We start from the raw sequence: 19,626 nt of genomic DNA, 5'->3' as shown, positions 1-19,626 counted from the left end.
TCAGCGCGCCATCGCGAGCAGCACCGCGCAGACCAGCACGGCGGCCGCCTGGTACTTGATGCGGTTGAACATCATCTTGTTCTGCAGGATCTGGTTCGGGCTCGGCCCCGTCGCGTTCGGATCGCGATGGAGGTCTTCCTTGGTGCTGTTCATGAACGCGACGATGCCGCGCACCAGGCTGACGACGACCATGATCATCAGCACGCCCACGATGATGGCGATGAAATAGTTCATGGCCTGTGATGTAGGCCCTGCGACAGCGAAATGCCAGCAGGCAGCCGCCCGGCGCGCAACGCATCGGCGATCGCGCTGCCGTCCTCCCCCGCCGCGCGCCGGTCGGCGAGCGCGGGCGAGCCGCGGCGCTTCGCGAGCTTGCGGCCGTCCGCCTCCAGCAGCAGCGGGTGGTGCAGCCAGGTGGGCACGGGAAGCTCGAGCAGGGCCTGGAGCAGGCGGTGGACGTGGCTGGCGGGGAACAGGTCCATGCCGCGGGTGACGAGGGTCACGCCGTCCGCCGCGTCGTCGAGCGTGGCGGCGAGGTGATAGCTGGCCGGGAGGTCCTTCCTGAGCAGCACGACGTCGCCGAAGATCTCCGGCGTGGCGACTTGCGTGCCGGCGGCTTCGTCCCGCCACGCGAGCGGCCCCGTCAGGGCCAGGGCCCGGGCAACGTCGAGCCGCCAGGCGGCATGCGCGCCATCGACGCCGCGGCCGCGGCAGGTCCCGGGATAGACCGGGCCGTCCGGCCCGGACGCGCGCGCCGCGGCGGCGATCTCGGCACGCGTGCAGGTGCAGGGGTAGAGCAGGCCCATGTCCTTCAGCCGCTCCCCGGCCGCCGCATAGCGCGCCAGCCGGTGCGACTGGAACACCGCCTCTTCGTCCCACCGCAGGCCGAGCCATTCCAGGTCCTCGAAGGCCGACGCGACGAATTCGGCCCGGCTGCGCTCGCCGTCGATGTCCTCGACCCGCAGGACGAAGGCGCCGCCGCGGGTACGCGCGGCGTCATGCGCCACGAGCGCAGCGTAGGCGTGGCCAAGGTGCAGCGGGCCGTTGGGGCTGGGAGCGAAGCGGGTGCGCATCGCAGCCCGTCCTAGCGCCCCTCGTGCCGCTCGCAAGCCATCCTGTGGATTGCGCGGAAGCGGCAGGGAACAGCCATCTTGACGCGGACTCGCGCAAGTGCTGCAAAAGGGCCATGCGCTGCCATGAAACCGCAATCAGGGCCTGCGACAGGAGGCCATGCTCAGGTCGGACCTGATCGAGCGCGCGGCCCGTTTCCGCAGCGCGGAGGGGGACCCCTCCCGAAGTCTTTCCGACTGTCCCGCCCTTGTCCTGAACGCGGACTACACGCCGCTCTCCTACTATCCGCTCAGCCTGTGGCCGTGGCAGACGGCGATCAAGGCGGTGGTGCTGGAGCGGGTGGACATCGTCTCCAGCTACGACCGGGCGGTGCACAGCCCCAGCTGGACGATGCAGATCCCTTCGGTGATCGCGCTGCGCCAGTACGTGAAGCCGAGCGAGTTCCCCGCCTTCACCCGCTTCAACCTGTTCCTCCGCGACCGCTTCTCCTGCCAGTACTGCGGCAGCCCGCACCACCTGACCTTCGACCACGTGATCCCGCGGCGCCTCGGCGGGCGCACCAGCTGGGAGAACATCCTGACCGCCTGCGCGCCTTGCAACCTCAAGAAGGGCGGGCGCACGCCCAAGCAGGCCAACATGCCGCCGCTGGTCCAGCCGATAAGGCCGACCAGCTGGCAACTGCAGGAGCGTGGCCGGGGCTTTCCGCCGAACCACCTGCACGAGACCTGGCGCGACTGGCTCTACTGGGACATCGAGTTGGAGGAATGAGCCGGCGCCCGGCGAGCCGGCCCGAAGAGCCGGCCCGCCGATGCGGCTCGCCGATCCGACCGGGTCAGGCCGGGGCGGCGTCCGGGACGCGGGCGTTGAGCAGCATGGCCCGCGCATGTTCCAGCACGCCGAAGTGGGCATAGTCCATACCGACGCCGGACTGCTTGGCGAAGGGCAGCGGCAGCCCGGCCGAATAGGCGCCGTGCTGGTTGACCCAGGCCGTCCCGCTCTCCAGCCGCGCGGCAAGGGCGAGCGCGCGCTCGACGTCGGCGCTCCATACCGACCCCCCCAGGCCGTATTCGCCCGCGTTGGCTGCAGCAAGCACGGCCTCCTCGTCGCGGAACGGCATGATCGGCAGGATCGGGCCGAACTGCTCCTCGTCGACCAGCGGCATCCCGGCCTCGCAGCCCTCGACGAGCGCCGGGGCCATGAAATAGCCCTGGGTATCGGCCGCGAAGGGGCGCTGGTGGACGGTGCAGCCGCGCGCCGCGGCGTCCTCGGCGAAGCCGGTCACGCGGTCGAGCTGCGCCTGGCTCTGCAGCGGCGCCATCGTCGAGGTGGCCTCGAACGGCGAGCCGGCGCTGGCGGTCTCCATCAGCATCAGCAGGCGGTCGCGGACCGCACCGTACAGGCTCTCGTGGACATAGAGCCGCTTGATCGCGGCGCAGAACTGGCCGGCGTTCTCCAGCGAGATGCGGTAGGCGCAGGCGGCGACTTCCGCCGGGTCGGCATCGTCGAGCACGATCGCCGCGTCGTTGCCGCCCAGTTCGAGCGTCAGCTTCTTGAGCGTCGGCGCCGCGGCGGCGGCGATCAGCCGGCCGGTCTGGGTGGAGCCGGTGAACGAGATCTTGGCGATCCCAGGGTGCGCCGCCATGGCCGCGCCGACCGCCGCGTCGCCGGTGATGGTGTTGTAGACGCCCGCCGGGAACACCTCGCGCGCGAGCAGGCCCATGAACAGCGCGGAGAGCGGCGTCTGCGGCGCGGGGCGCAGGACGATGGTGTCGCCCGCCAGCAGGGCGTTGGCGATCTTGGCGACGCCCAGGATCACCGGCGCGTTCCAAGGCGCGATTGCGCCGACCACGCCGAGCGGCCGGTGGACGAGGCGCGCCTTGAGCCCGGCGCGGTCGTAGACGGTCTCGGGCAGGTCCTGCGCGGCGATGGTCCGCACGAAGTCGACCGAGAAGAACACCTCGCTCCAGGCGCGCCGCAGCGGGCGGCCGGTCTCGGCGGCGATGATGAAGGCGAGCGCCTTGCGGTTCTGGAACAAGGCGTCGGCGAAGGCTTCCAGCCGTGCGCGGCGCGCCGACCACGACAGCGCGGCCCAGCCGGGATAGGCCTCGCGCGCCGCGGCGACCGCCGCATCGACGTCCGCCACGCCGGCTTCGGGGCACTCGGCGATGACGGCGCCATCGGCCGGGTGGACGACGCTGCGGCGCGCGGCGGGCACGTCGCGGTTGGCGATGGTCTGCTCCAGGCGCAGCGAGGCGATCCAGCCGGGTACGCTCTTGGGGATCTCGCTGTAGATCGTCTCGGCTTCCTGCATCATCGCACGCTCTCCTTGGTCGAGGCCGCGGGCTAGCACGCCTGCCCGGCGCCGCGCGCTCGAAGCGGTGGCGAATTCTCGCAGCGCGAGAATCGGGTCCTGTACGCGCAGCGCGGCACCGTCCGCCGGTGCTAGGCCGTGCTTTCCGCAGCAGGAGACCCGAGATGCATGGCGCCTTCATCCTCACCACCGTGACCGTCACCGATCCCGCGGCCTTCACCGACTACCGCAGCGCGGTGGGCAAGGTGAACGCGCTGCTCGGCGGCGACATGCTCGTCCGCGGCGCGGTGGCCGAGGTGCTGGAGGGAGAGGGCGCGGCTGGCGAAGTCGTCGTCGTGCTCGGCTTCGCCGACGCGGCGGCGGCGCGGGCCTACATCGCCTCGCCCGAATACGCCGCGCTCGCCCCGCTGCGCGCGGCGGCAGGGCGCTTCACCATCCGCGTCGTAGCCTGAGTCTCAGCCCTCGCCGTCGAGGAAGCGGCGCATCGCGGCGGCCACCTCCACCGGGCGTTCCTGGTGGACGAAGGAGCCGGTTTCGGCGAGCTGCACCACGCGCGCGTCGCCGCGCAGCGCCCTGCCGGTCTCCACGTACTTCACGTAGTGTCCGCGATCGCCATAGACGAACAGCAGCGGGGCGATCGTGCGGGCCAGCGCGGCCTGGGTGTTGAACAGGCCGACCCCGCGCTCGTTCGGGCGGATCCAGCGGTCGGCCCGGGCGCGGCTGGCGTCCTGCTCGGTCTCCACCTCGGGCACCAGCGTGGCGAAGTCGCCGGCCCCGCCCGCGGCGCGGGGGACCGGGCGCCAGTCGGCCGTGTAGACCTTGGGATCGCGCTGCGCCTCCAGTTCCGCAAGGCGGGCGCGGTCGTAGCCTGGAAACAGGCTGACGCTGGCGAGCACCAGGCGCTCCACCCGCGCCGGCCAGGTGGCGGCGATGGCGGTGGAGACCACTCCGCCCAGCGAGTTGCCGGCGAAGCTGGCGCGGGCGATGCCGAGCTCGTCCAGCGCGGCCACGAGCATCGCCGCCGTCTCGGCGACGGTCTGCACATAGGGCGGGTTGCCGAGCATCACCGAATCGCCGTGGCCGGGAAGGTCGAAGGCGATCACGCGGCGGCCGGCCCCGAGCCGCGGGGCAACGCCGCGCCAGTCGGACGCCCATCCGCCCAGCTTGTGCAGCAGGACCACGGGCGCGCCGTCCCGCGGTCCGAGCGCACGCCAGGCGAGGCGGCCTCCGGCTCGCACGACGCTGCCGGCCTCGGTCCAGGGGCCTGCGGGGGCTCCCGCGGGGGCGGCGGCGAGGGCGGGCAAGGCGGCGGGAACCGCGGCGAGTGCCGGGGCGGCAAGGGCGCCGCCGAGCAGGGCGCGGCGATCGAGGGCGGGCATGCGGGTCATCGGTGCTCCCTGCGCCAGCTTCGGACGCGCAGCGCGGCGTTGGCGGAGATGTCTCCCCAGAACAGGGCGATATCGTGCATGTGCAGGCTGCCGTTGGGAAGGGGCGGAGCCGCGACGCCGGGCGCCGGCTCTACCTGCAGCACGCCGTCCTGGCACCGCGCGGCGGCGGGATGGGCGACCATCGCCGCCGGCGCGGCGTCCTTCTGCGCAGCGGCCTTCTGTGCGACGGGGAGCATGCCCTTGCCCTCGGCTGCTGCAGCGAAGGGACGGGCCGCGTCGAAGGTGATCGGGTTGGTGCAGACGATCGCCGGGTCGTGCCCGGGCACGCCGTAGTCCGCCACCGAGCGGCGGGTCCACTCGGCCGTGTCGGCGGCGGCGGTGAAGCCGTTCCACGAGACCAGGCAGCGCGTCTGCGCGGGCGTGAGGCACGGCGGCACGTCGGTTGGCAGGGCGCCGGCCGGGATGCCGATGCCGGGGAGGTAGGCGGCGACCAGCCGCCCGGCGAGCGGCGTGCCCGCGATTTCCTCCTTCAGCAGGCGCAGGCCGAGCAGGGCGCCCTGGCTGTGCCCGGCGAGGATGAAGGGACGCCCGCGATCTTCGGCCCGTTGCGCCGCGAGCCAGGCGCGGAAGGCGCGGCGCACGTCCTGGTAGGCGAGGTCGTAGGCCTGCGCACCGCGGCCGTCGCGGGCCACGAAGGCGCGGGTGGAGGCCTGGCGGTAGAACGGCATGAAGCGCCGGCAGCAGGCGGCGAAGGCGCTCAGCTGGCGGTCGGCCACGCTCGCCCGGGTCCAGGCCCGGGTCTGCGCGTCCGCCATCGGCTGGTTCCAGGCTTGCGAGGCGAACGTGGTCGGGTGGATGTAGAAGACGTCGGCCTCGCGCGGCGAGGGCGCTGTCTCGCGCACGGCCCAGGCGTCCGCGCGCGTGTAGTCGGGGGCGGCCTCGGTCTCGCCGCCGGGCGCCGGCTGCGCGCCCGCCGGGGCGAGCGGCAGGACGAACAGAAGGGCGAGCGGCAGGATGGGCGGCAGGATGGGCGCGAGGAGGGCGGCGAGGCCGCGTGGCCCCGCCCCGATCCGGCGTGTCCTGCCGCGCGCCGGCACGATCAGAACTTGGCCTCGACGCTCGCGCCGACGACGCGGCCGTTGCCGATGAAGCCGGTGGTGAAGGTCGTCGAGGGGACGAACTCCGGCTCGTTCACGGACGAGATCACGTAGCGCTCGTTGAACAGGTTCTTGGCGAAGATCGCGATCTCGTAGCCGTCCTTGATCCAGCCGATGCGGCCGTTGACGAAGGTCTGGGCCGGGACCTTCTGCAGGGCGATGGCGTTGGTGCCCTGCTCGGAGCGGAACGACATGTCGGCGTGGACGTACAGGTCCGAGGTGGCGAGCGGCACCGTGTAGGTGGTCGCCGCGGCGACCTGGTGCTCCGAGATACGCGGGATCATGAAGCCGCTCACGTCGATGCCGGTGCCGACCTGCGTCAGGCCGCAGGCGGCCGCCGTGGGGCAGATGCGCGAGGCGCTGTAGTCCACGGTGCCCTTGTCCCAGGTCGAATCGGCATAGTTGTAGCCGAAGCTGACGTCCCATTCGGGGGTCGGCTTGAAGGCGGTCGAGAACTCGAAGCCCTTGACCGTGGCCGAGCCGATGTTGGTGACGGGGTTGACCTGCCCGGTGATCGCGGACGGGACGGAGAGCTGCACGTCGGTCCAGTCGATGTAGTAGGCGGCCACGTTGATGATGACGCGTCCGTCCAGGAACGTGTTCTTGCTGCCGATCTCGAAGCTGGTGTTCTTCTCGGGGCCGTAGGACTGTTCGGTGACCACCGCGGTGTTGTTGAAGCCGCCCGACTTGGTGCCGCTGGCGACCACCGCGTAGAGGATCTTGTCGGCGTCCCACTCCCAGTTGCCGGTCACGCGATAGGTGCCGTAGGAAAAGTCGTCCTCGGGCCGCAGCACGGCGTTGGTCAGGCGGTTGGTGTAGACGCCCTCCTTGTCCTCCCAGGTCCACCGGCCCTGCGCCTCGATGCTGAGGGTGGGGGTGATCTTGAAGTTGGCGAGGCCGAAGACCGACTTCATCGTCGTGTTCTCGATGTTCATGAGGTCCAGCGACGGGCTGGTCTGGTCGTAGCCGTAGCCGACCTTGACCGTCTGGTTCGCCTTGCGGTCGTAGTAGTAGCCGCCCAGCGCCCAGTCGAACACGGTGTTGCCGTAGGACTCGAGGCGCAGCTCGCTGCTCCATTCGCGCACCGGGCCGACGTAGGGCTGGGTGAAGCGGCGCTGCGCGGTGGTCAGCGTGCCGCCGTAGGAGTTGAGGTGCTGGTCCTGCAGCGCGTAGGTGTCGTATTTCGCGTAGGAGCCGGTGTAGCGCAGCGCGACCGGGCCGAAGTCGTAGCCGAGGCGCGCGATGCCCAGGTTGGTCTTGCGCTTGGAGAACGAGCCGGTATCGACGTTCACCGCGTCGGGCGCCTCCAGCGTGCCGCACTTGAAGCGGCGGTCGCTGCCGCCCCGGTTGGGCAGGATCACGGGCGAGATGGTCCCGCCGCAATCGTTGGTGAACATGTAGTTCGCACCGCCGTCGAGCTTGTCCTCGTAGTGGTAGTAGAACAGGTTTGCGGTGAGGCCGCTGCCCGGGTCGAAGTCGATCATGCCCGAGCCGGAGAACTTGTAGTCCCAGCCGCCCAGGTTGGAGCCCTGCACGTTGTCGATGGTGCCGCCGAAGTGCGAATAGGTACCCACCGCCATGACGCTGAGCGAATCGGTGATCGGGGCCGAGATCTTGCCCGCCACTTCGTAGAGGTCGTCGGTGCCGACCGAGGCCTTGATGCGGCCGTCCAGGCTGTCGCCGGGGCGGTCCAGCACATAGTTGATGGCGCCGGCGAAGGCGTTGTTGCCGTAGAGGGCGCTCTGCGGGCCCTTGATGACCTCGACGCGGGCGAGGTTGAACAGGTCGATGTCGAGGTTCGACTTGGCCGAGAGGTAGACGCCGTCGAGGAACACGCCGACGTTGTTGTCGAAGGTGGTGGTGGTGATGTTGGTGATGCCGCGCATGGCCGGCGCGGCGAGGCCGCCGGCGTTGCCCGAGTTGAAGGTGACGCCCGGCGTCAGGCGAACCACGTCGTCGAGCGACTGCGCGCCCGAGCGGGTCAGCGTCTCCTGCGTCACCGCCGCGACCGCGGCGGGGATCGACTGGATGCTCTCCTCGCGCTTGCGGGCCGTGACGATGATGTCGCCGCCGGCGCTGTCGGTGGAGGCGCCGGTCTCCTGGGCCATGGCCGGCCAGGCAAGGCCGGCGGCGAGCGCGATTGCTGCGGCCGAAGCGGCCTTCCACTTGGTATTCATTCGAGTTTCCCCCCATGCGGGCTTATACGGCTTTTGGCGGCCGGCGTTGATCTGATGCGCCCTAGCTGTCACAGCCCGGGGCGGGTCCAAATGGGCTGGCGGGCCGATTGTCGCACTGCGAACAGGCAGGGGCGCTTGGCTGGCCGGCACGGCGGGGGCGTGGCAATCGCCCCTCAGGAACAGGAGAACGAGCGATGCAGTTCAGCCTCGGCCAGCGCGGGCGCGCGCTGATGGATTTCGAAGTGACCACCCGGCTCGCCGCCTCGCGGCTGCAGCAGCAGGTGGAAGGAGAGCTCGCCGCGCAGGGGCTCGATGCCGCGACGCTGCCCGAGGACATGGAGCAGCGCCACCGTACGATCGACGCCGCGCTGGCGCAGTCCCCCGCCTACCAGGCCCGTGCCCTGCTCGGCGAATGGTGCGCCAAGCAGCACGGCCGCGCCGCCGAACAGGCCTTCGCCGAGATCGAGGAGGCGCTGCTGCCCCAGCTGGAGGCGCTGCGCGAGGGCGGCACCACGATCACCGAGCACGACTTCACGGCGCCGCACTACTGGTCGAAGGTGTGGTTCCACCGCACCCGCGGCGGGTGGGACGCCGGGCCCTGGAACGGCTTCGTCCACGGCGAGCTGGTCCACAAGAAGTATGTCTCGAAGATCTTCCCGGGCGACATCTACGGCAACCGCCGCCTGGTCCTGCGCAGCCTGCCGCGCGACGACTACCGCCGGATCCTGGAGATCGGGACTTCGTCAGGGCACCACTCGGTCGCGATCGCCGAGGTCTTCCCCGAGGCGCACCTGACGGGCATCGACCCGTCGCTGCGCATGCTGGAGCAGGCCCAGCGCGTCGCCAACGAGAAGGGCCTTGCCTGGGACCTTCACACCGGCGTCGGGGAGGACATGCCGATGTTCGCGGACGGCAGCTTCGACCTCGTCACCGCCTATGCCATCCACCACGAGATGCCGGTCAAGGCGATCGAGGCGATCTTCGCCGAGGCGTTCCGCGTGCTCGAGCCCGGCGGCGACCTGGTGATGGCCGACGTCGCGCGCACCCAGAGCCTCGACCGGCTCACCGCCTGGCGCTTCGACTGGCTGGCGCGCTGGGGCGGGGAGCCGTTCTGGCGCTCGACCGCGCGGCTCGACATGGAGCCGCTGGCGCGCGCCGCCGGGTTCGTCGACGTGCGCGGCTGGCAGCCCAATCCCGGGCGCGATCCTTACATCATCTACGGACGGAAGCCGGCATGAGCCTCGATATCGACCTCCCCGCCCACGGCGGCGACATCACGGCCGAGCGCCAGATCCTCCCGTCTTCGCGGATCGACGACGTCGCCGAGGCGGTGCTGGCGCTGGCCCGCGAGCTCTGGGTGGTCTGCGACCGCCAGATCGTCACCGAGGCGCTGCTGGCCCGCCACGGCATCACCGCCGCCGAGATCGACGCACACCAGCCCGACGCCGAGACCGAGGCCCGGCTCGAGACGCGGCGCAGGCAGATCGTCGACAACCTCCTCGTCGCGCTCAAGGCCGGCTGAGCCGCGCCCCGGCCGGCCCGCCCGCTCAGCGCTTGCAGGCGAGCCCGGCGCGGATCGCCGGCCACTGCGCCGCAGCGCCGGTCGGCCGGGAGACGGCGGCGTCGAGGAACGCCGTGACCGCCGCGAAGACGCGGGCGCGCCGCTCGGGCGTGGCGTCGCCCTGCGGACCGCGCAGCACGCTGTCGATGCCGCCGAGGTAGTGCCCGGCACCCTCCACATGCATCAGGCAGGCATCGGCATCGGCGCGGGCCAGGCGGAAGCCGTCGTCGTGCCAGGCGGGCCCCTGGTCGGTGAGCGGGGTGGTGTCCGCCGTGCCGTTGACCATCAGCACCGGTCCGCGCAGCCCGGTCCAGTCGACCTTCATGTACGGGCCGCGCTGCTGCCACTGCGCGGTCAGCCCTTCCCAGTTGCCCGGCGGCGAGAGCAGCACCGCGGCACGGAACCGTCCGGTGGGGGCGGGCTGGTCCTGGTCTTCGACCCGCGCCCCCATCGCCAGTGCCGCGGTGTGGCCGCCGAAGCTGTGGCCCATCAGCGCGAGGCGCCCGCTGTCCGCCCGCGCGCGAAGGCCGGGCACGCGGTCCAGCACCTGGCCCAGGTGGGCGGCGATCCAGTCGACCTGTTCGAGGCGGATCCGCCAGGTGTCGGCCGGGTAGGGCGCGGGCGGGAAGCCTTCACGCGAGGCATCGGGATGGTCGGGCTGGATGACGATCCAGCCGTCGCGCGCGAGCGCCTCCACTAGCGGGGGGTAGTCGGCGCGACCCAGCAGATTGCCGTGGCTGAGCACCAGCACCGGGAGGTCGCGGCCGCCGAGCGGCGCGGTCACGCGCAGCAGCAGCGCTCGCCCGGCAGGGCCCTGGACGATCGTGACGGGGTCGGTGACGGCGATCGGCGCGGGGGCGGGCGCAGGTGCGGGCGCCGGCACGGGCGCAGGCGCAGGCGCAGCCGCCGCAATGGCGGGAGCGGCGCAGGCCATCAGCAGCGTCAGGAGCGGGAGCGAAGCGGAGCGGGTCATGGGAGGGGGTCTCCAGGGTATGCCATCTCAAGGCAAGGCGTGGCGCGAGCCCGGCTTAGCGCCTTACGGTCCCCGGGGCAGGATACCGGCGCCTGCGCTTCTCGACAGGCGAGGATAGAGTCATTCGCAGCTAGGCCGAGGGCTACTGGCCGACCTAGTCGGGACCGCATAAGGCGCCCCATGCGCATCGCGGCCCCGCCCCGGTGCGGCCGCAAGCTTCCGGAGGTAAAGTCCATGGAATACGATTACGTCCCCCTCCCGCAGCGCAAGCCGCTCAAGTGGCCCAATGGCGCGCAGGTGGCGCTGATCCTGACCTTCAACCTCGAGACCTGGGACCTCACCAAGGACACCGACAAGCCCTACTACGCGGGTGGGCCGGCGATCCTGCCCGACATCCTGCCCGGCAACGTGGCCGACTTCCCGAACTTCACCTGGCGCGAATATGGCCAGCGCGTGGGCATCTGGCGCCTGTTCGAGCTGTTCGACGAGCTGGGCGTGCCGGCGAGCTGCACCACCAACGCGGTGACCTTCGAGCGCCGCAAGGCGATGACCGACGCCGTGCTGGAGCGCGGCTGGGAGCTGCTGGCGCACAACTGGGAGCAGGGCGAACTGCTGTCCGGCTTCGCGGGCGACCCGGCCAAGGAGCGCGAGATCGTCCTGCGCTCGCTGGAGCAGTTCGAGAAGTTCACCGGCCGCAAGGCCAAGGGCTGGCTCTCGTCGAGCCTGCGCGGCACGCTGCAGACCGCCGACATCCTCGCCGCGGAAGGCTGCACCTTCTACTGCGACATCATGAACGACGACCAGCCGTTCCTGCTGCGCACGCCCAACGGCCCGATCGTCTCGGTTCCCTACTCGAACGAGATCAACGACTTCACCTTTATCACCCGCAAGAACTTCACAACCGACCAGTTCCGCGATGCGCTGATCGAGGAGCTCGACGTGCTCCACGCCGAAGGGGCGAAGAGCGGCCGGATCATGAACGTCGGCCTCCACCCGCACGTCTCGGGCCGCGCCCACCGCGTGCGCGCACTGCGCGAGTTCATCGAGCACGCCAAGTCGCTGCCCGGCGTGTGGTGGGCGACGCGCGAGGAGATCGCCGCGTGGTACCTGGAGAACCACGAGGACCACATTCCCGGCCAGCTCGGCTGAGCGGCCTGCAAGAACGAGGACCCACGCATGACTGCTGAGAAGGCCGACCTTGCCGGCGACTACGTGAGCGCCGGCTTCGGCGGCGGGCTGGAGCCGGGCCACCGGCCGGCGCTGCTGCTGGTGGACATGGTGATGGCGTACCTCGACCCCGCCTCGCCGCTCTACGCCCATGGCGAGGCGGCGCTGGCGCAGGCGGTCCGGCTGGCCGAGGCGGCGCGCGCCGCCGGAGTGCCGGTGATCCTGACCAACGTTTCCTTCGTGGACGGCAGCGAAGGCGGGATGTTCTTCCGCAAGGTGCCCGGGCTCAGGAACTTCATGGAAGGCTCCGCGCTCGGCGCCTTTCCCGAGAGCCTGACCCCGCAGCCCGGCGACCGGGTGCTGACCAAGTTCTATCCTTCCGCCTTCTTCGGCACCGCGCTGGCCTCGATGCTGGTGGCCGAGCGGGTCGATACCCTGCTGATCTGCGGCTACTCGACCTCGGGCTGCATCCGCGCCAGCGCGCTCGACGCGCTGTGCCACGGCTTCGTGCCGCTGGTGGTGGCGGATGCCTGCGCCGACCGCGACCCGCGCCCGCACGAGGCGAACCTGTTCGACATCCGCGCCAAGATCGGGGAGGTGATCGACGCCCAGGCCGCGCTGGGCGTGATCGCGGCCGCGGCGCCCTGATGGCCGCGCTCGGCTTCCATCACGCGGCGATGTCGGTGATCGACATCGAGGCCGCGGCGCGCTGGTACGAAGAGGTGCTCGGCTTCCGCGTCGAGCGGCGCTTCCCGATCCCGGGAGGGACGCAGGCGATGTTCCTGGAGCGCGACGGCCTGCGGATCGAGCTGTTCCAGGTCGCCGATCCGATGCCGATCCCCGCCGACCGGCTGGATCCGCGCGAGGACCTCAAGACCGCCGGCAACAAGCACGTGGCCTTCACCGTCGCCGACTACGACGCCTTCCGCGCCGACCTGGTGGCGCGCGGGATCGCGATCGTGCTGGAAGTGGGCGAGCGCTTCGGCCGCGGCCTGTTCATCCGCGACGGCGCGGGCAACGTGATCGAGTTCCTGGAGCGCTGAGCGCCACCCCAGCAGAGCATCACCGGAAAAAGGGGCCGCCCGCAAGGGCGGCCCTTTTTTCGAAGGGCGCGCCTCAGCGGCTCGCCAGTTCCTTGTTCAGCCACAGGGCTGCCAGCGTCGCCAGCGCGCCCGAGAGCAGGTAGCCGCCCGAGGCGATCAGCCCGAAGTTGATCGACAGCAGCAGCGCGGCCAGCGGCGCGAAGCCGGCACCGAACAGCCAGGCGAGATCGCTGGTGAAGGCCGAGCCGGTGTAGCGGTGCTCGGTCGCGAAGGCGGAGGAGACGACGCCCGAGGACTGGCCGAAGGCGAGGCCGAGCAGGACGAAGCCGGCGATCATGAAGACGATCTCGCCCGCGGTCCCGGCATCGAGCAGCTGCGGCGCGAAGCCGCTGAACACCGCGATGCCCACGGCGCAGGCGCCCAGCAGCGTGCGGCGGCCGTAGCGATCGGCGAGGCGGCCCGAGAGGACCATGGCGACGACGCCGAAGGCTGCGGCCAGCGCCTCGATCAGCAGGAAGCCGGTGGGCGCCTCGCGGGTGAAGAGGAAGACCCACGAGAGCGGGAACACGGTGACCATGTGGAACAGCGCGAAGCTGGCGAGGGGGGCGAAGGCGCCGATGACGATGGTGCGCCATTCGTCGCGGACGGTGCCGACGATGCTGACGGGCTGGAGGTCACGGGTCTTGAAGAGATGGTCGAACTCGTCGGTGACGACGATGCGCAGGCGCGCGAAGAGCGCCACGACGTTGATCGCGAAGGCCACGAAGAACGGATAGCGCCAGCCCCAGTCGAGGAAGTCGGCCGCCGGCAGGGTGGCGATCATGAAGGCGAACAGCAGGCTGGCGACGATCAGGCCGAACGGCGCACCGAGCTGCGGGATCATCGCGTACCAGCCGCGGCGGTTTTCCGGCGCGTTGAGCGCGAGCAGCGAGGCGAGGCCGTCCCAGGTGCCGCCGAGCGAGAAACCCTGCCCCAGCCGGAACAGCGCCAGCAGCCAGATCGAGGCGACGCCCGCGTCGGCGTAGGCGGGCAGGAAGGCGATCGCCGCGGTCGATCCGCCGAGCCCGAACAGCGCGATCGTCAGCTTGACGCCGCGGCCGTAGGCGCGGTCGATCGCCATGAACACCAGCGAACCCACCGGCCGCGCCAGGAAGGCCAGCGCGAAGACCGCGAAGGAGTAGAGCGTCCCGGTCAGCGGGTCGACGAAGGGGAAGAACAGCTTGGGGAAGACCAGCACCGAGGCGATGGCGTAGACGAAGAAGTCGAAGAACTCCGAGGTCCGCCCGATGATGACGCCGATCGCGATCTCTCCCGGCGAGATCGTGTGCTGCGCCTTGAAGGTCGGCAGGCCGAGTTCCTCGCGGGTCGGAGCGCCGGCAGGGCCGGCATGGGCTGTGGTCGTGCTCATCTGCAGGTTCGCGGCCTTCGTCTGCTACTAACGCGTGGAACGCGGGAATGCCTCCGCGCGTTCCACGAATCGGGCCGGCGCGTACAGGCGCGCGGCTTCACGTTCGCCGCCCTATCGTCATTGGCGGTGCACAAGGGGATTGGACAAAATGTCCTATGTTCGCATCCGCAGCACGAGCCTAGGCGCACCGCCATGCATCCGCCCGAGTCACGCATGAACCCGCCCGGCCGTTCCGCGCCGAGTCGCTTCCGAGCCCTGCGCACGCTGTCCGCCCTCGGGCTGGCGGGCGCCCTGTCCGCCTGCCATTCGGTCGTGCTCGACCCGGCGGGCGACGTTGCGCGCCAGCAGGGCGATCTCGTCGTCATCGCGACGGTGCTGATGCTGCTGATCGTGGTGCCGGTGATGCTGGCCGTGGTGGTCTTCGCCTGGCGCTACCGCGCGTCGAACACCGAGGCGAAGTACGAGCCCGACTGGGACCACTCGACCCAGCTGGAGCTGCTGATCTGGTCGGCGCCGCTGCTCATCATCATCTGCCTCGGCGCGGTGACCTGGGTCAGCACCCACCTGCTCGACCCCTACCGTTCGCTGGGCCGGATCGACGCGCGCACCCAGGTGCGCCACGACACCCGTCCCCTCGAAGTGGACGTGGTCGCGCTCGACTGGAAGTGGCTGTTCATCTACCCCGAGCAGGGCATCGCCACGGTCAACGAGCTGGTGGTGCCGACCGGCCGCCCGCTGCGCTTCCGCATCACCGCCTCGAGCGTGATGAACTCGTTCTACGTGCCCGCGATGGCCGGCCAGATCTACGCGATGCCCGGCATGGAGACGCGCCTGCACGCGGTGATGAACGAGCCGGGCAAGTTCGTCGGCTTCTCCGCCAACTACTCGGGCGCGGGCTTCTCCAACATGCGCTTCGCCACGCACGCGGTCTCGGACGCGCAGTTCGGGCAGTGGGTGGCGCGGGTGAAGGCGACCCCGGCGCAGCCCGGCCGCGCCGGCCAGCCCGCCGACGACCCGCTTCCGGGCGATCCGCGCGGCCTGCCGATGGGCGGGACGCTGGACCGCGCGGCCTACCTCCAGCTGGAGAAGCCGAGCGAGAAGGTGCCGGTGATCCGCTACGCCGCAGTCGCGCCCGATCTCTACGACGCCATCGTCGACATGTGCGTCGAGCCCGGCAAGATGTGCAACAGCGAGATGATGGCCATCGACGCGCGCGGCGGCCTCGGCAAGGCGGGCATCCGCAACGTGGCGATGCTCGCCTACGACAAGCACGGCCGCCAGGTCGCCGCCGAGGCGAACGCCGACCCCGACGCCGCGGTGCGCCGCGAGCTCGCCTGGGTCCGCGCGCTCTGCGCCCAGATGCCCGGCCAGGCCCGCGACGGCACCGTCAAGGCGCCGACCGACCTGCGCGCGCTCAACGGCGCCGGCATGCCTGCGCCGCAGTCGATCGGGCTCGGAGCGGAAGACGCGCCCGCGCCCTCCGCCGCCCGGCCCGCTCACGTCTCCCTGATTTCCCGGAACTGACAGACAATGGCAACCGAAGCCGCCGTAGACCACTCCCACTGGAGCCCCCTGCTGGGCCGCCTGTGGCTGGACGCCATCCCGCAGGAGCCGATCGTGCTCGCGACCTTCGTGGTCGTGGTGCTCGGCGGCCTCGCCGTCCTGGGTGCGCTCACCTACTTCAAGCTCTGGGGCTACCTGTGGAAGGAGTGGTTCACCAGCGTGGACCACAAGAAGATCGGCATCATGTACATGGTGCTGGGCCTCGTCATGTTCCTGCGCGGCTTCGCCGACGCGGTGATGATGCGCATCCAGCAGGCGATCGCCTTCAACGGCAGCGAGGGCTACCTCAATGCCCACCACTACGACCAGATCTTCACCGCGCACGGCGTCATCATGATCTTCTTCGTGGCGATGCCCTTCGTCACCGGGCTCATGAACTACCTCGTGCCGCTGCAGATCGGCGCGCGTGACGTCAGCTTCCCGTTCCTCAACAACTTCAGCTTCTGGATGACCACCGCCGGCGCGGTGCTGGTCATGATGAGCCTGTTCATCGGCGAGTTCGCGCAGACCGGGTGGCTGGCCTACCCACCGCTGTCGAACCTCTCGTACAGCCCGTGGGTCGGCGTCGACTACTACATCTGGGCCTTGCAGATCGCGGGCGTGGGCACCTTGCTCTCGGGCGTGAACCTGATCGTCACGATCGTGAAGATGCGTGCCCCCGGCATGCTGATGATGCGCATGCCGATCTTCACCTGGACCGCGCTCTGCACCAACATCCTGATCGTCGCCGCCTTCCCGGTGCTGACGGCGGTGATGACGATGCTGACGATGGACCGCTACCTTGGCTTCAACTTCTTCACGAACGACTTCGGGGGCAGCCCGATGATGTACGTGAACCTGATCTGGATCTGGGGCCACCCGGAGGTCTACATCCTGATCCTGCCGCTGTTCGGCGTGTTCTCGGAAGTGACCTCGACCTTCTCGGGCAAGCGGCTGTTCGGTTACTCCTCGATGGTCTACGCCACGCTGGTCATCACCATCCTGTCGTACATCGTGTGGCTGCACCACTTCTTCACGATGGGCTCGGGCGCCAGCGTCAACTCGTTCTTCGGCATCACCACCATGGTGATCTCGATCCCGACCGGCGCCAAGCTGTTCAACTGGCTGTTCACGATGTACCGCGGCCGCATCCGCTTCGAGCTGCCGATGATGTGGACCGTCGCCTTCATGCTGACCTTCACCGTCGGAGGCATGACCGGCGTGCTGCTCGCCGTCCCGCCCGCGGACTTCGTGCTCCACAACTCGCTGTTCCTGATCGCGCACTTCCACAACGTCATCATCGGCGGCGTGCTGTTCGGCCTGTTCGCGGCGATCAACTTCTGGTGGCCCAAGGCCTTCGGCTTCAAGCTCAACCAGTTCTGGGGCAAGGTCAGCTTCTGGCTGTGGGTGCCCGGCTTCTGGTTCGCCTTCATGCCGCTCTACATCCTGGGCCTGATGGGGGTAACGCGCCGCATGCGAGTTTTCGACGATCCCTCGCTGCAGATCTGGTTCGTCATCGCCGGCATCGGCGCGGCCATGATCGCGGGCGGCATCGCGGCCATGCTCATCCAGTTCGCGGTGTCGATCTGGAAGCGCCACGAGCTGCGCGACGAAACCGGCGATCCCTGGGGTGGCCGCACGCTCGAGTGGGCGACCTCCTCGCCCCCGCCGGAGTACAACTTCGCCTTCACCCCGATCATCCAGGACGTCGACGCCTACGACGACATGAAGCGCTGCGGCGTGACCCGTCCGGTCGAGGGCTTCCTCCCGATCCACATGCCCAAGGGTACCGGCGCCGGCGTGGTGCTGGCGGCGCTCTCGGCGGTCTGCGGCTTCGCGATGATCTGGTACATCTGGTGGCTGGCCGCGGTGTCGTTCCTCGGCATCGTCGCCTACGCCATCTTCCATACCTTCAACTACGACCGCGACTACCACATCCCGGCGGAGACCGTCGCCGAGACCGAAGCCGCGCGTACCCGCCAGCTCGCAGCAGCGGGAGCCTGAGCCATGACCGCGACGACCGTGAAGCCGACCCACGACCTCAGCCCCGAGCAGCTGCGCGCCGCGTTCTACGAGCTGGAGGAGCACCACCATCCGGAAGGCGCCAGCACCATGCTGGGCTTCTGGATCTACCTGATGAGCGATTGCCTCATCTTCGCGATGCTGTTCGCCGCCTACGGCGTGCTGGGCACCAGCCTGGCCGCCGGCCCCGGGCCGAAGGACCTGTTCGACCTGCCGCTGGTGGCGCTCAACACCGCCATGCTGCTGTTCTCGTCGATCACCTACGGCTTCGCCATGCTGGCGATGGAGAAGGGCAGCAAGGGCGGCACCCAGCTCTGGCTGCTGGTCACCGCGGTGTTCGGCGCCGCCTTCCTCGGCATCGAGCTCTACGAGTTCAGCCACCTGATCCACGAGGGCGCGACGCCGATGCGCTCGGGCTTCCTCACCGCGTTCTTCTCGCTGGTGGGCACGCACGGGCTGCACGTCACCTTCGGCCTGATCTGGCTGTTCACGCTGGTGGTCCAGGTCGGCACCAAGGGCCTGATCCCCGCCAACAAGCGGCGCCTGATGTGCCTGTCGCTGTTCTGGCACTTCCTCGACGTCATCTGGATCGGCGTCTTCACCTTCGTCTACCTCATGGGAATGCTGTGATGGCCGAATCCTACTACGCCCGCGGCGAGAAGCACGCGCACCCCCACCCGGAGGCCGACGCTCACGAGGCGATGGAGCACGGCGGCCATGGCTCGCTGCGCGAGTACGTCGTCGGCTTCGTGCTCTCGGTGGTGCTCACCGCGATCCCGTTCTGGCTGGTCATGACCGGGGCGATCCCCGACAAGCAGACCACCGCGCTGGTCATCATGGCCTTCGCCATCGTGCAGATCGTGGTCCACATGATCTACTTCCTGCACATGAACACCAAGTCGGAGAGCGGCTGGACGGTGATGGCGCTGATCTTCACCATCGTGATCGTGGTGATCGCGCTCTCGGGTTCGCTCTGGGTCATGTACCACCTCAACCACAACATGATGCCGATGACGCACGACATGAGGCAGATGCCCTGACGCAGGATCCGTCACGGCACGGGAACACGGCGCGGCGGCCCATCGGGCTCGCCGCGCTTCTGCTTGCGGCGATCGCGCTCTTCGCCGCGCTCGGCGTCTGGCAGGTCCAGCGGCTGCACTGGAAGCACGCGCTGATCGCGCGGGTCGAGGCGCGGGTCCATGCCGCGCCGGTGGCGCTGCCGCCCGATGCGCGGCTCGCCGGGGACAAGGCGAAGGCGCTGGAATACCTGCGGGTGCGGGTCGCCGGCTCCTACGAGGCCGGGTCGAGCACGCTGGTGCGCGCCGCCACCGCGCTCGGCACCGGCTACTGGGCGATGACCGCGCTGCGGCTGGACGATGGCCGGCGCGTCTGGATCAACCGCGGCTATGTGCCGCAGGGCACGACGCGCGCCGTGGCGGAGGCCTCGGTCCCCGCCGGCAGGGCCACGGTGACCGGGCTGCTGCGCGCGAACGAGCCGGGCGGCAGCCTGCTCCAGGCCAACCGGCCGGAGGACGAGCGCTGGTATTCGCGCGACGTGGCCGCGCTCGCCGCCGCGCGCGGGCTGGAGCGGGTCTCCCCCGCCTTCGTCGATGCGCAGGCGGAGCAGGGTGCGCGCCCTCGCAATTCGGCATCCGCCCCGGTCGCCGGGCTGACGCAGGTCCAGTTCGCCGACAACCACCTGGTCTATGCGCTGACCTGGTTCGGCATGGCGCTGCTCTGCGCCGTCGGCCTCGTCTTCGCCTGGCGCCGCGCGTGAGCGGGCGGGGCCCGGCCCTCAGCTGGGCC

Annotated in this window: 21 protein-coding genes; 12 read left to right on the top strand and 9 right to left on the bottom strand. The window is 70.2% G+C overall.

What is annotated here, in order from left to right; all coding sequences use genetic code 11:
* Both ACFFJC_RS04910 and gluQRS read right to left on the bottom strand, forming a co-directional pair.
* The gene (locus tag ACFFJC_RS04910) at positions 1-234 is read right to left on the bottom strand and encodes a hypothetical protein (RefSeq protein WP_379486376.1); all 234 of its coding nucleotides are present in this window, start codon (positions 232-234) and stop codon (positions 1-3) included.
* On the bottom strand, positions 231-1,073 hold the full coding sequence (gene gluQRS, locus ACFFJC_RS04905; protein ID WP_379486375.1) for a tRNA glutamyl-Q(34) synthetase GluQRS: 843 nt from the start codon (positions 1,071-1,073) through the stop codon (positions 231-233). Before gluQRS ends, ACFFJC_RS04910 begins: the two co-directional genes overlap by 4 nt.
* A gap of 157 nt (positions 1,074-1,230) precedes the next feature.
* Between gluQRS and ACFFJC_RS04900 the strand changes: the two genes are divergently transcribed.
* Positions 1,231-1,839: an HNH endonuclease gene (locus ACFFJC_RS04900; protein WP_379486374.1), complete on the top strand. Its 609-nt coding sequence runs from the start codon at positions 1,231-1,233 to the stop codon at positions 1,837-1,839.
* 64 nt (positions 1,840-1,903) lie between these two features.
* Here the strand turns inward: ACFFJC_RS04900 and ACFFJC_RS04895 are convergent, their stop codons facing one another.
* Entirely contained in the window at positions 1,904-3,385 is a 1,482-nt protein-coding gene (locus ACFFJC_RS04895; RefSeq protein WP_379486373.1) for an aldehyde dehydrogenase family protein, read from the bottom strand.
* Positions 3,386-3,546: 161 nt separating this feature from the next.
* On the opposite strand from ACFFJC_RS04895, the gene ACFFJC_RS04890 reads away from it, so the two are divergent.
* Positions 3,547-3,834, top strand: a complete 288-nt coding sequence (locus ACFFJC_RS04890) for a DUF1330 domain-containing protein (RefSeq protein ID WP_379486372.1) — start codon at positions 3,547-3,549, stop codon at positions 3,832-3,834.
* A 3-nt stretch (positions 3,835-3,837) separates the two neighbouring features.
* Here ACFFJC_RS04890 and ACFFJC_RS04885 read toward each other — a convergent pair whose 3' ends face one another.
* The 3 genes from ACFFJC_RS04885 to ACFFJC_RS04875 are packed head-to-tail and all read right to left on the bottom strand — an operon-like array spanning position 3,838 to position 8,104.
* Complete coding sequence (locus ACFFJC_RS04885) at positions 3,838-4,770, bottom strand: alpha/beta fold hydrolase (protein ID WP_379486371.1); 933 nt, start codon at positions 4,768-4,770, stop codon at positions 3,838-3,840.
* On the bottom strand, positions 4,767-5,867 hold the full coding sequence (locus tag ACFFJC_RS04880; RefSeq protein ID WP_379486370.1) for a DUF3089 domain-containing protein: 1,101 nt from the start codon (positions 5,865-5,867) through the stop codon (positions 4,767-4,769). Before ACFFJC_RS04880 ends, ACFFJC_RS04885 begins: the two co-directional genes overlap by 4 nt.
* 2 nt (positions 5,868-5,869) lie before the next feature.
* Positions 5,870-8,104: a TonB-dependent receptor gene (locus ACFFJC_RS04875; RefSeq protein WP_379486369.1), complete on the bottom strand. Its 2,235-nt coding sequence runs from the start codon at positions 8,102-8,104 to the stop codon at positions 5,870-5,872.
* A gap of 194 nt (positions 8,105-8,298) precedes the next feature.
* On the opposite strand from ACFFJC_RS04875, the gene ACFFJC_RS04870 reads away from it, so the two are divergent.
* Together ACFFJC_RS04870 and ACFFJC_RS04865 are read left to right on the top strand one after the other, a co-directional pair.
* Entirely contained in the window at positions 8,299-9,342 is a 1,044-nt protein-coding gene (locus ACFFJC_RS04870; protein WP_379486368.1) for a class I SAM-dependent methyltransferase, read from the top strand.
* On the top strand, positions 9,339-9,626 hold the full coding sequence (locus ACFFJC_RS04865; RefSeq protein WP_379486367.1) for a hypothetical protein: 288 nt from the start codon (positions 9,339-9,341) through the stop codon (positions 9,624-9,626). Before ACFFJC_RS04870 ends, ACFFJC_RS04865 begins: the two co-directional genes overlap by 4 nt.
* A gap of 25 nt (positions 9,627-9,651) precedes the next feature.
* On the opposite strand, the gene ACFFJC_RS04860 is transcribed toward ACFFJC_RS04865, so the two are convergent.
* Positions 9,652-10,638 (bottom strand): alpha/beta hydrolase family protein, encoded by a 987-nt coding sequence (locus tag ACFFJC_RS04860; protein WP_379486366.1) that lies wholly within the window; start codon positions 10,636-10,638, stop codon positions 9,652-9,654.
* Positions 10,639-10,872: 234 nt separating this feature from the next.
* Here ACFFJC_RS04860 and ACFFJC_RS04855 point away from each other — a divergent pair, with 234 nt between their 5' ends.
* From ACFFJC_RS04855 to ACFFJC_RS04845, 3 genes are read left to right on the top strand one after another with little or no spacing between them, the layout of a single operon-like run.
* Positions 10,873-11,787, top strand: a complete 915-nt coding sequence (locus tag ACFFJC_RS04855) for a polysaccharide deacetylase family protein (protein WP_379486365.1) — start codon at positions 10,873-10,875, stop codon at positions 11,785-11,787.
* Between the two features lie 27 nt (positions 11,788-11,814).
* On the top strand, positions 11,815-12,453 hold the full coding sequence (locus ACFFJC_RS04850; RefSeq protein ID WP_379486364.1) for an isochorismatase family protein: 639 nt from the start codon (positions 11,815-11,817) through the stop codon (positions 12,451-12,453).
* Complete coding sequence (locus tag ACFFJC_RS04845) at positions 12,453-12,848, top strand: VOC family protein (protein WP_379486363.1); 396 nt, start codon at positions 12,453-12,455, stop codon at positions 12,846-12,848. The genes ACFFJC_RS04850 and ACFFJC_RS04845 overlap by 1 nt, the downstream gene beginning before the upstream one ends.
* Before the next feature lie 73 nt (positions 12,849-12,921).
* On the opposite strand, the gene ACFFJC_RS04840 is transcribed toward ACFFJC_RS04845, so the two are convergent.
* Positions 12,922-14,256: an MFS transporter gene (locus tag ACFFJC_RS04840; RefSeq protein ID WP_379486362.1), complete on the bottom strand. Its 1,335-nt coding sequence runs from the start codon at positions 14,254-14,256 to the stop codon at positions 12,922-12,924.
* Positions 14,257-14,448: 192 nt separating this feature from the next.
* Between ACFFJC_RS04840 and cyoA the strand changes: the two genes are divergently transcribed.
* From cyoA to cyoD, 4 genes are read left to right on the top strand one after another with little or no spacing between them, the layout of a single operon-like run.
* Positions 14,449-15,780, top strand: a complete 1,332-nt coding sequence (cyoA, locus tag ACFFJC_RS04835; protein ID WP_379486361.1) for a ubiquinol oxidase subunit II — start codon at positions 14,449-14,451, stop codon at positions 15,778-15,780.
* Between the two features lie 6 nt (positions 15,781-15,786).
* Complete coding sequence (gene cyoB, locus ACFFJC_RS04830) at positions 15,787-17,802, top strand: cytochrome o ubiquinol oxidase subunit I (protein ID WP_379486360.1); 2,016 nt, start codon at positions 15,787-15,789, stop codon at positions 17,800-17,802.
* 3 nt (positions 17,803-17,805) lie between these two features.
* Positions 17,806-18,450, top strand: coding sequence for a cytochrome o ubiquinol oxidase subunit III (gene cyoC, locus ACFFJC_RS04825; RefSeq protein WP_379486359.1), 645 nt, complete (start codon positions 17,806-17,808; stop codon positions 18,448-18,450).
* Complete coding sequence (gene cyoD / locus ACFFJC_RS04820; RefSeq protein WP_379486358.1) at positions 18,450-18,860, top strand: cytochrome o ubiquinol oxidase subunit IV; 411 nt, start codon at positions 18,450-18,452, stop codon at positions 18,858-18,860. Before cyoC ends, cyoD begins: the two co-directional genes overlap by 1 nt.
* An 11-nt stretch (positions 18,861-18,871) precedes the next feature.
* Here the strand turns inward: cyoD and ACFFJC_RS04815 are convergent, their stop codons facing one another.
* On the bottom strand, positions 18,872-19,021 hold the full coding sequence (locus tag ACFFJC_RS04815) for a hypothetical protein (RefSeq protein ID WP_379486357.1): 150 nt from the start codon (positions 19,019-19,021) through the stop codon (positions 18,872-18,874).
* Here ACFFJC_RS04815 and ACFFJC_RS04810 point away from each other — a divergent pair.
* Positions 18,974-19,597, top strand: coding sequence for an SURF1 family protein (locus tag ACFFJC_RS04810; protein WP_379486470.1), 624 nt, complete (start codon positions 18,974-18,976; stop codon positions 19,595-19,597). The genes ACFFJC_RS04815 and ACFFJC_RS04810 overlap by 48 nt on opposite strands.
* The last annotated feature ends 29 nt before the right edge of the window (positions 19,598-19,626 follow it).

It is taken from the genome of Novosphingobium soli (assembly GCF_042432915.1).
Taxonomy (GTDB): Bacteria; Pseudomonadota; Alphaproteobacteria; order Sphingomonadales; family Sphingomonadaceae; genus Novosphingobium; species Novosphingobium soli.
This window is presented reverse-complemented; position numbering and strand designations above follow the sequence as displayed.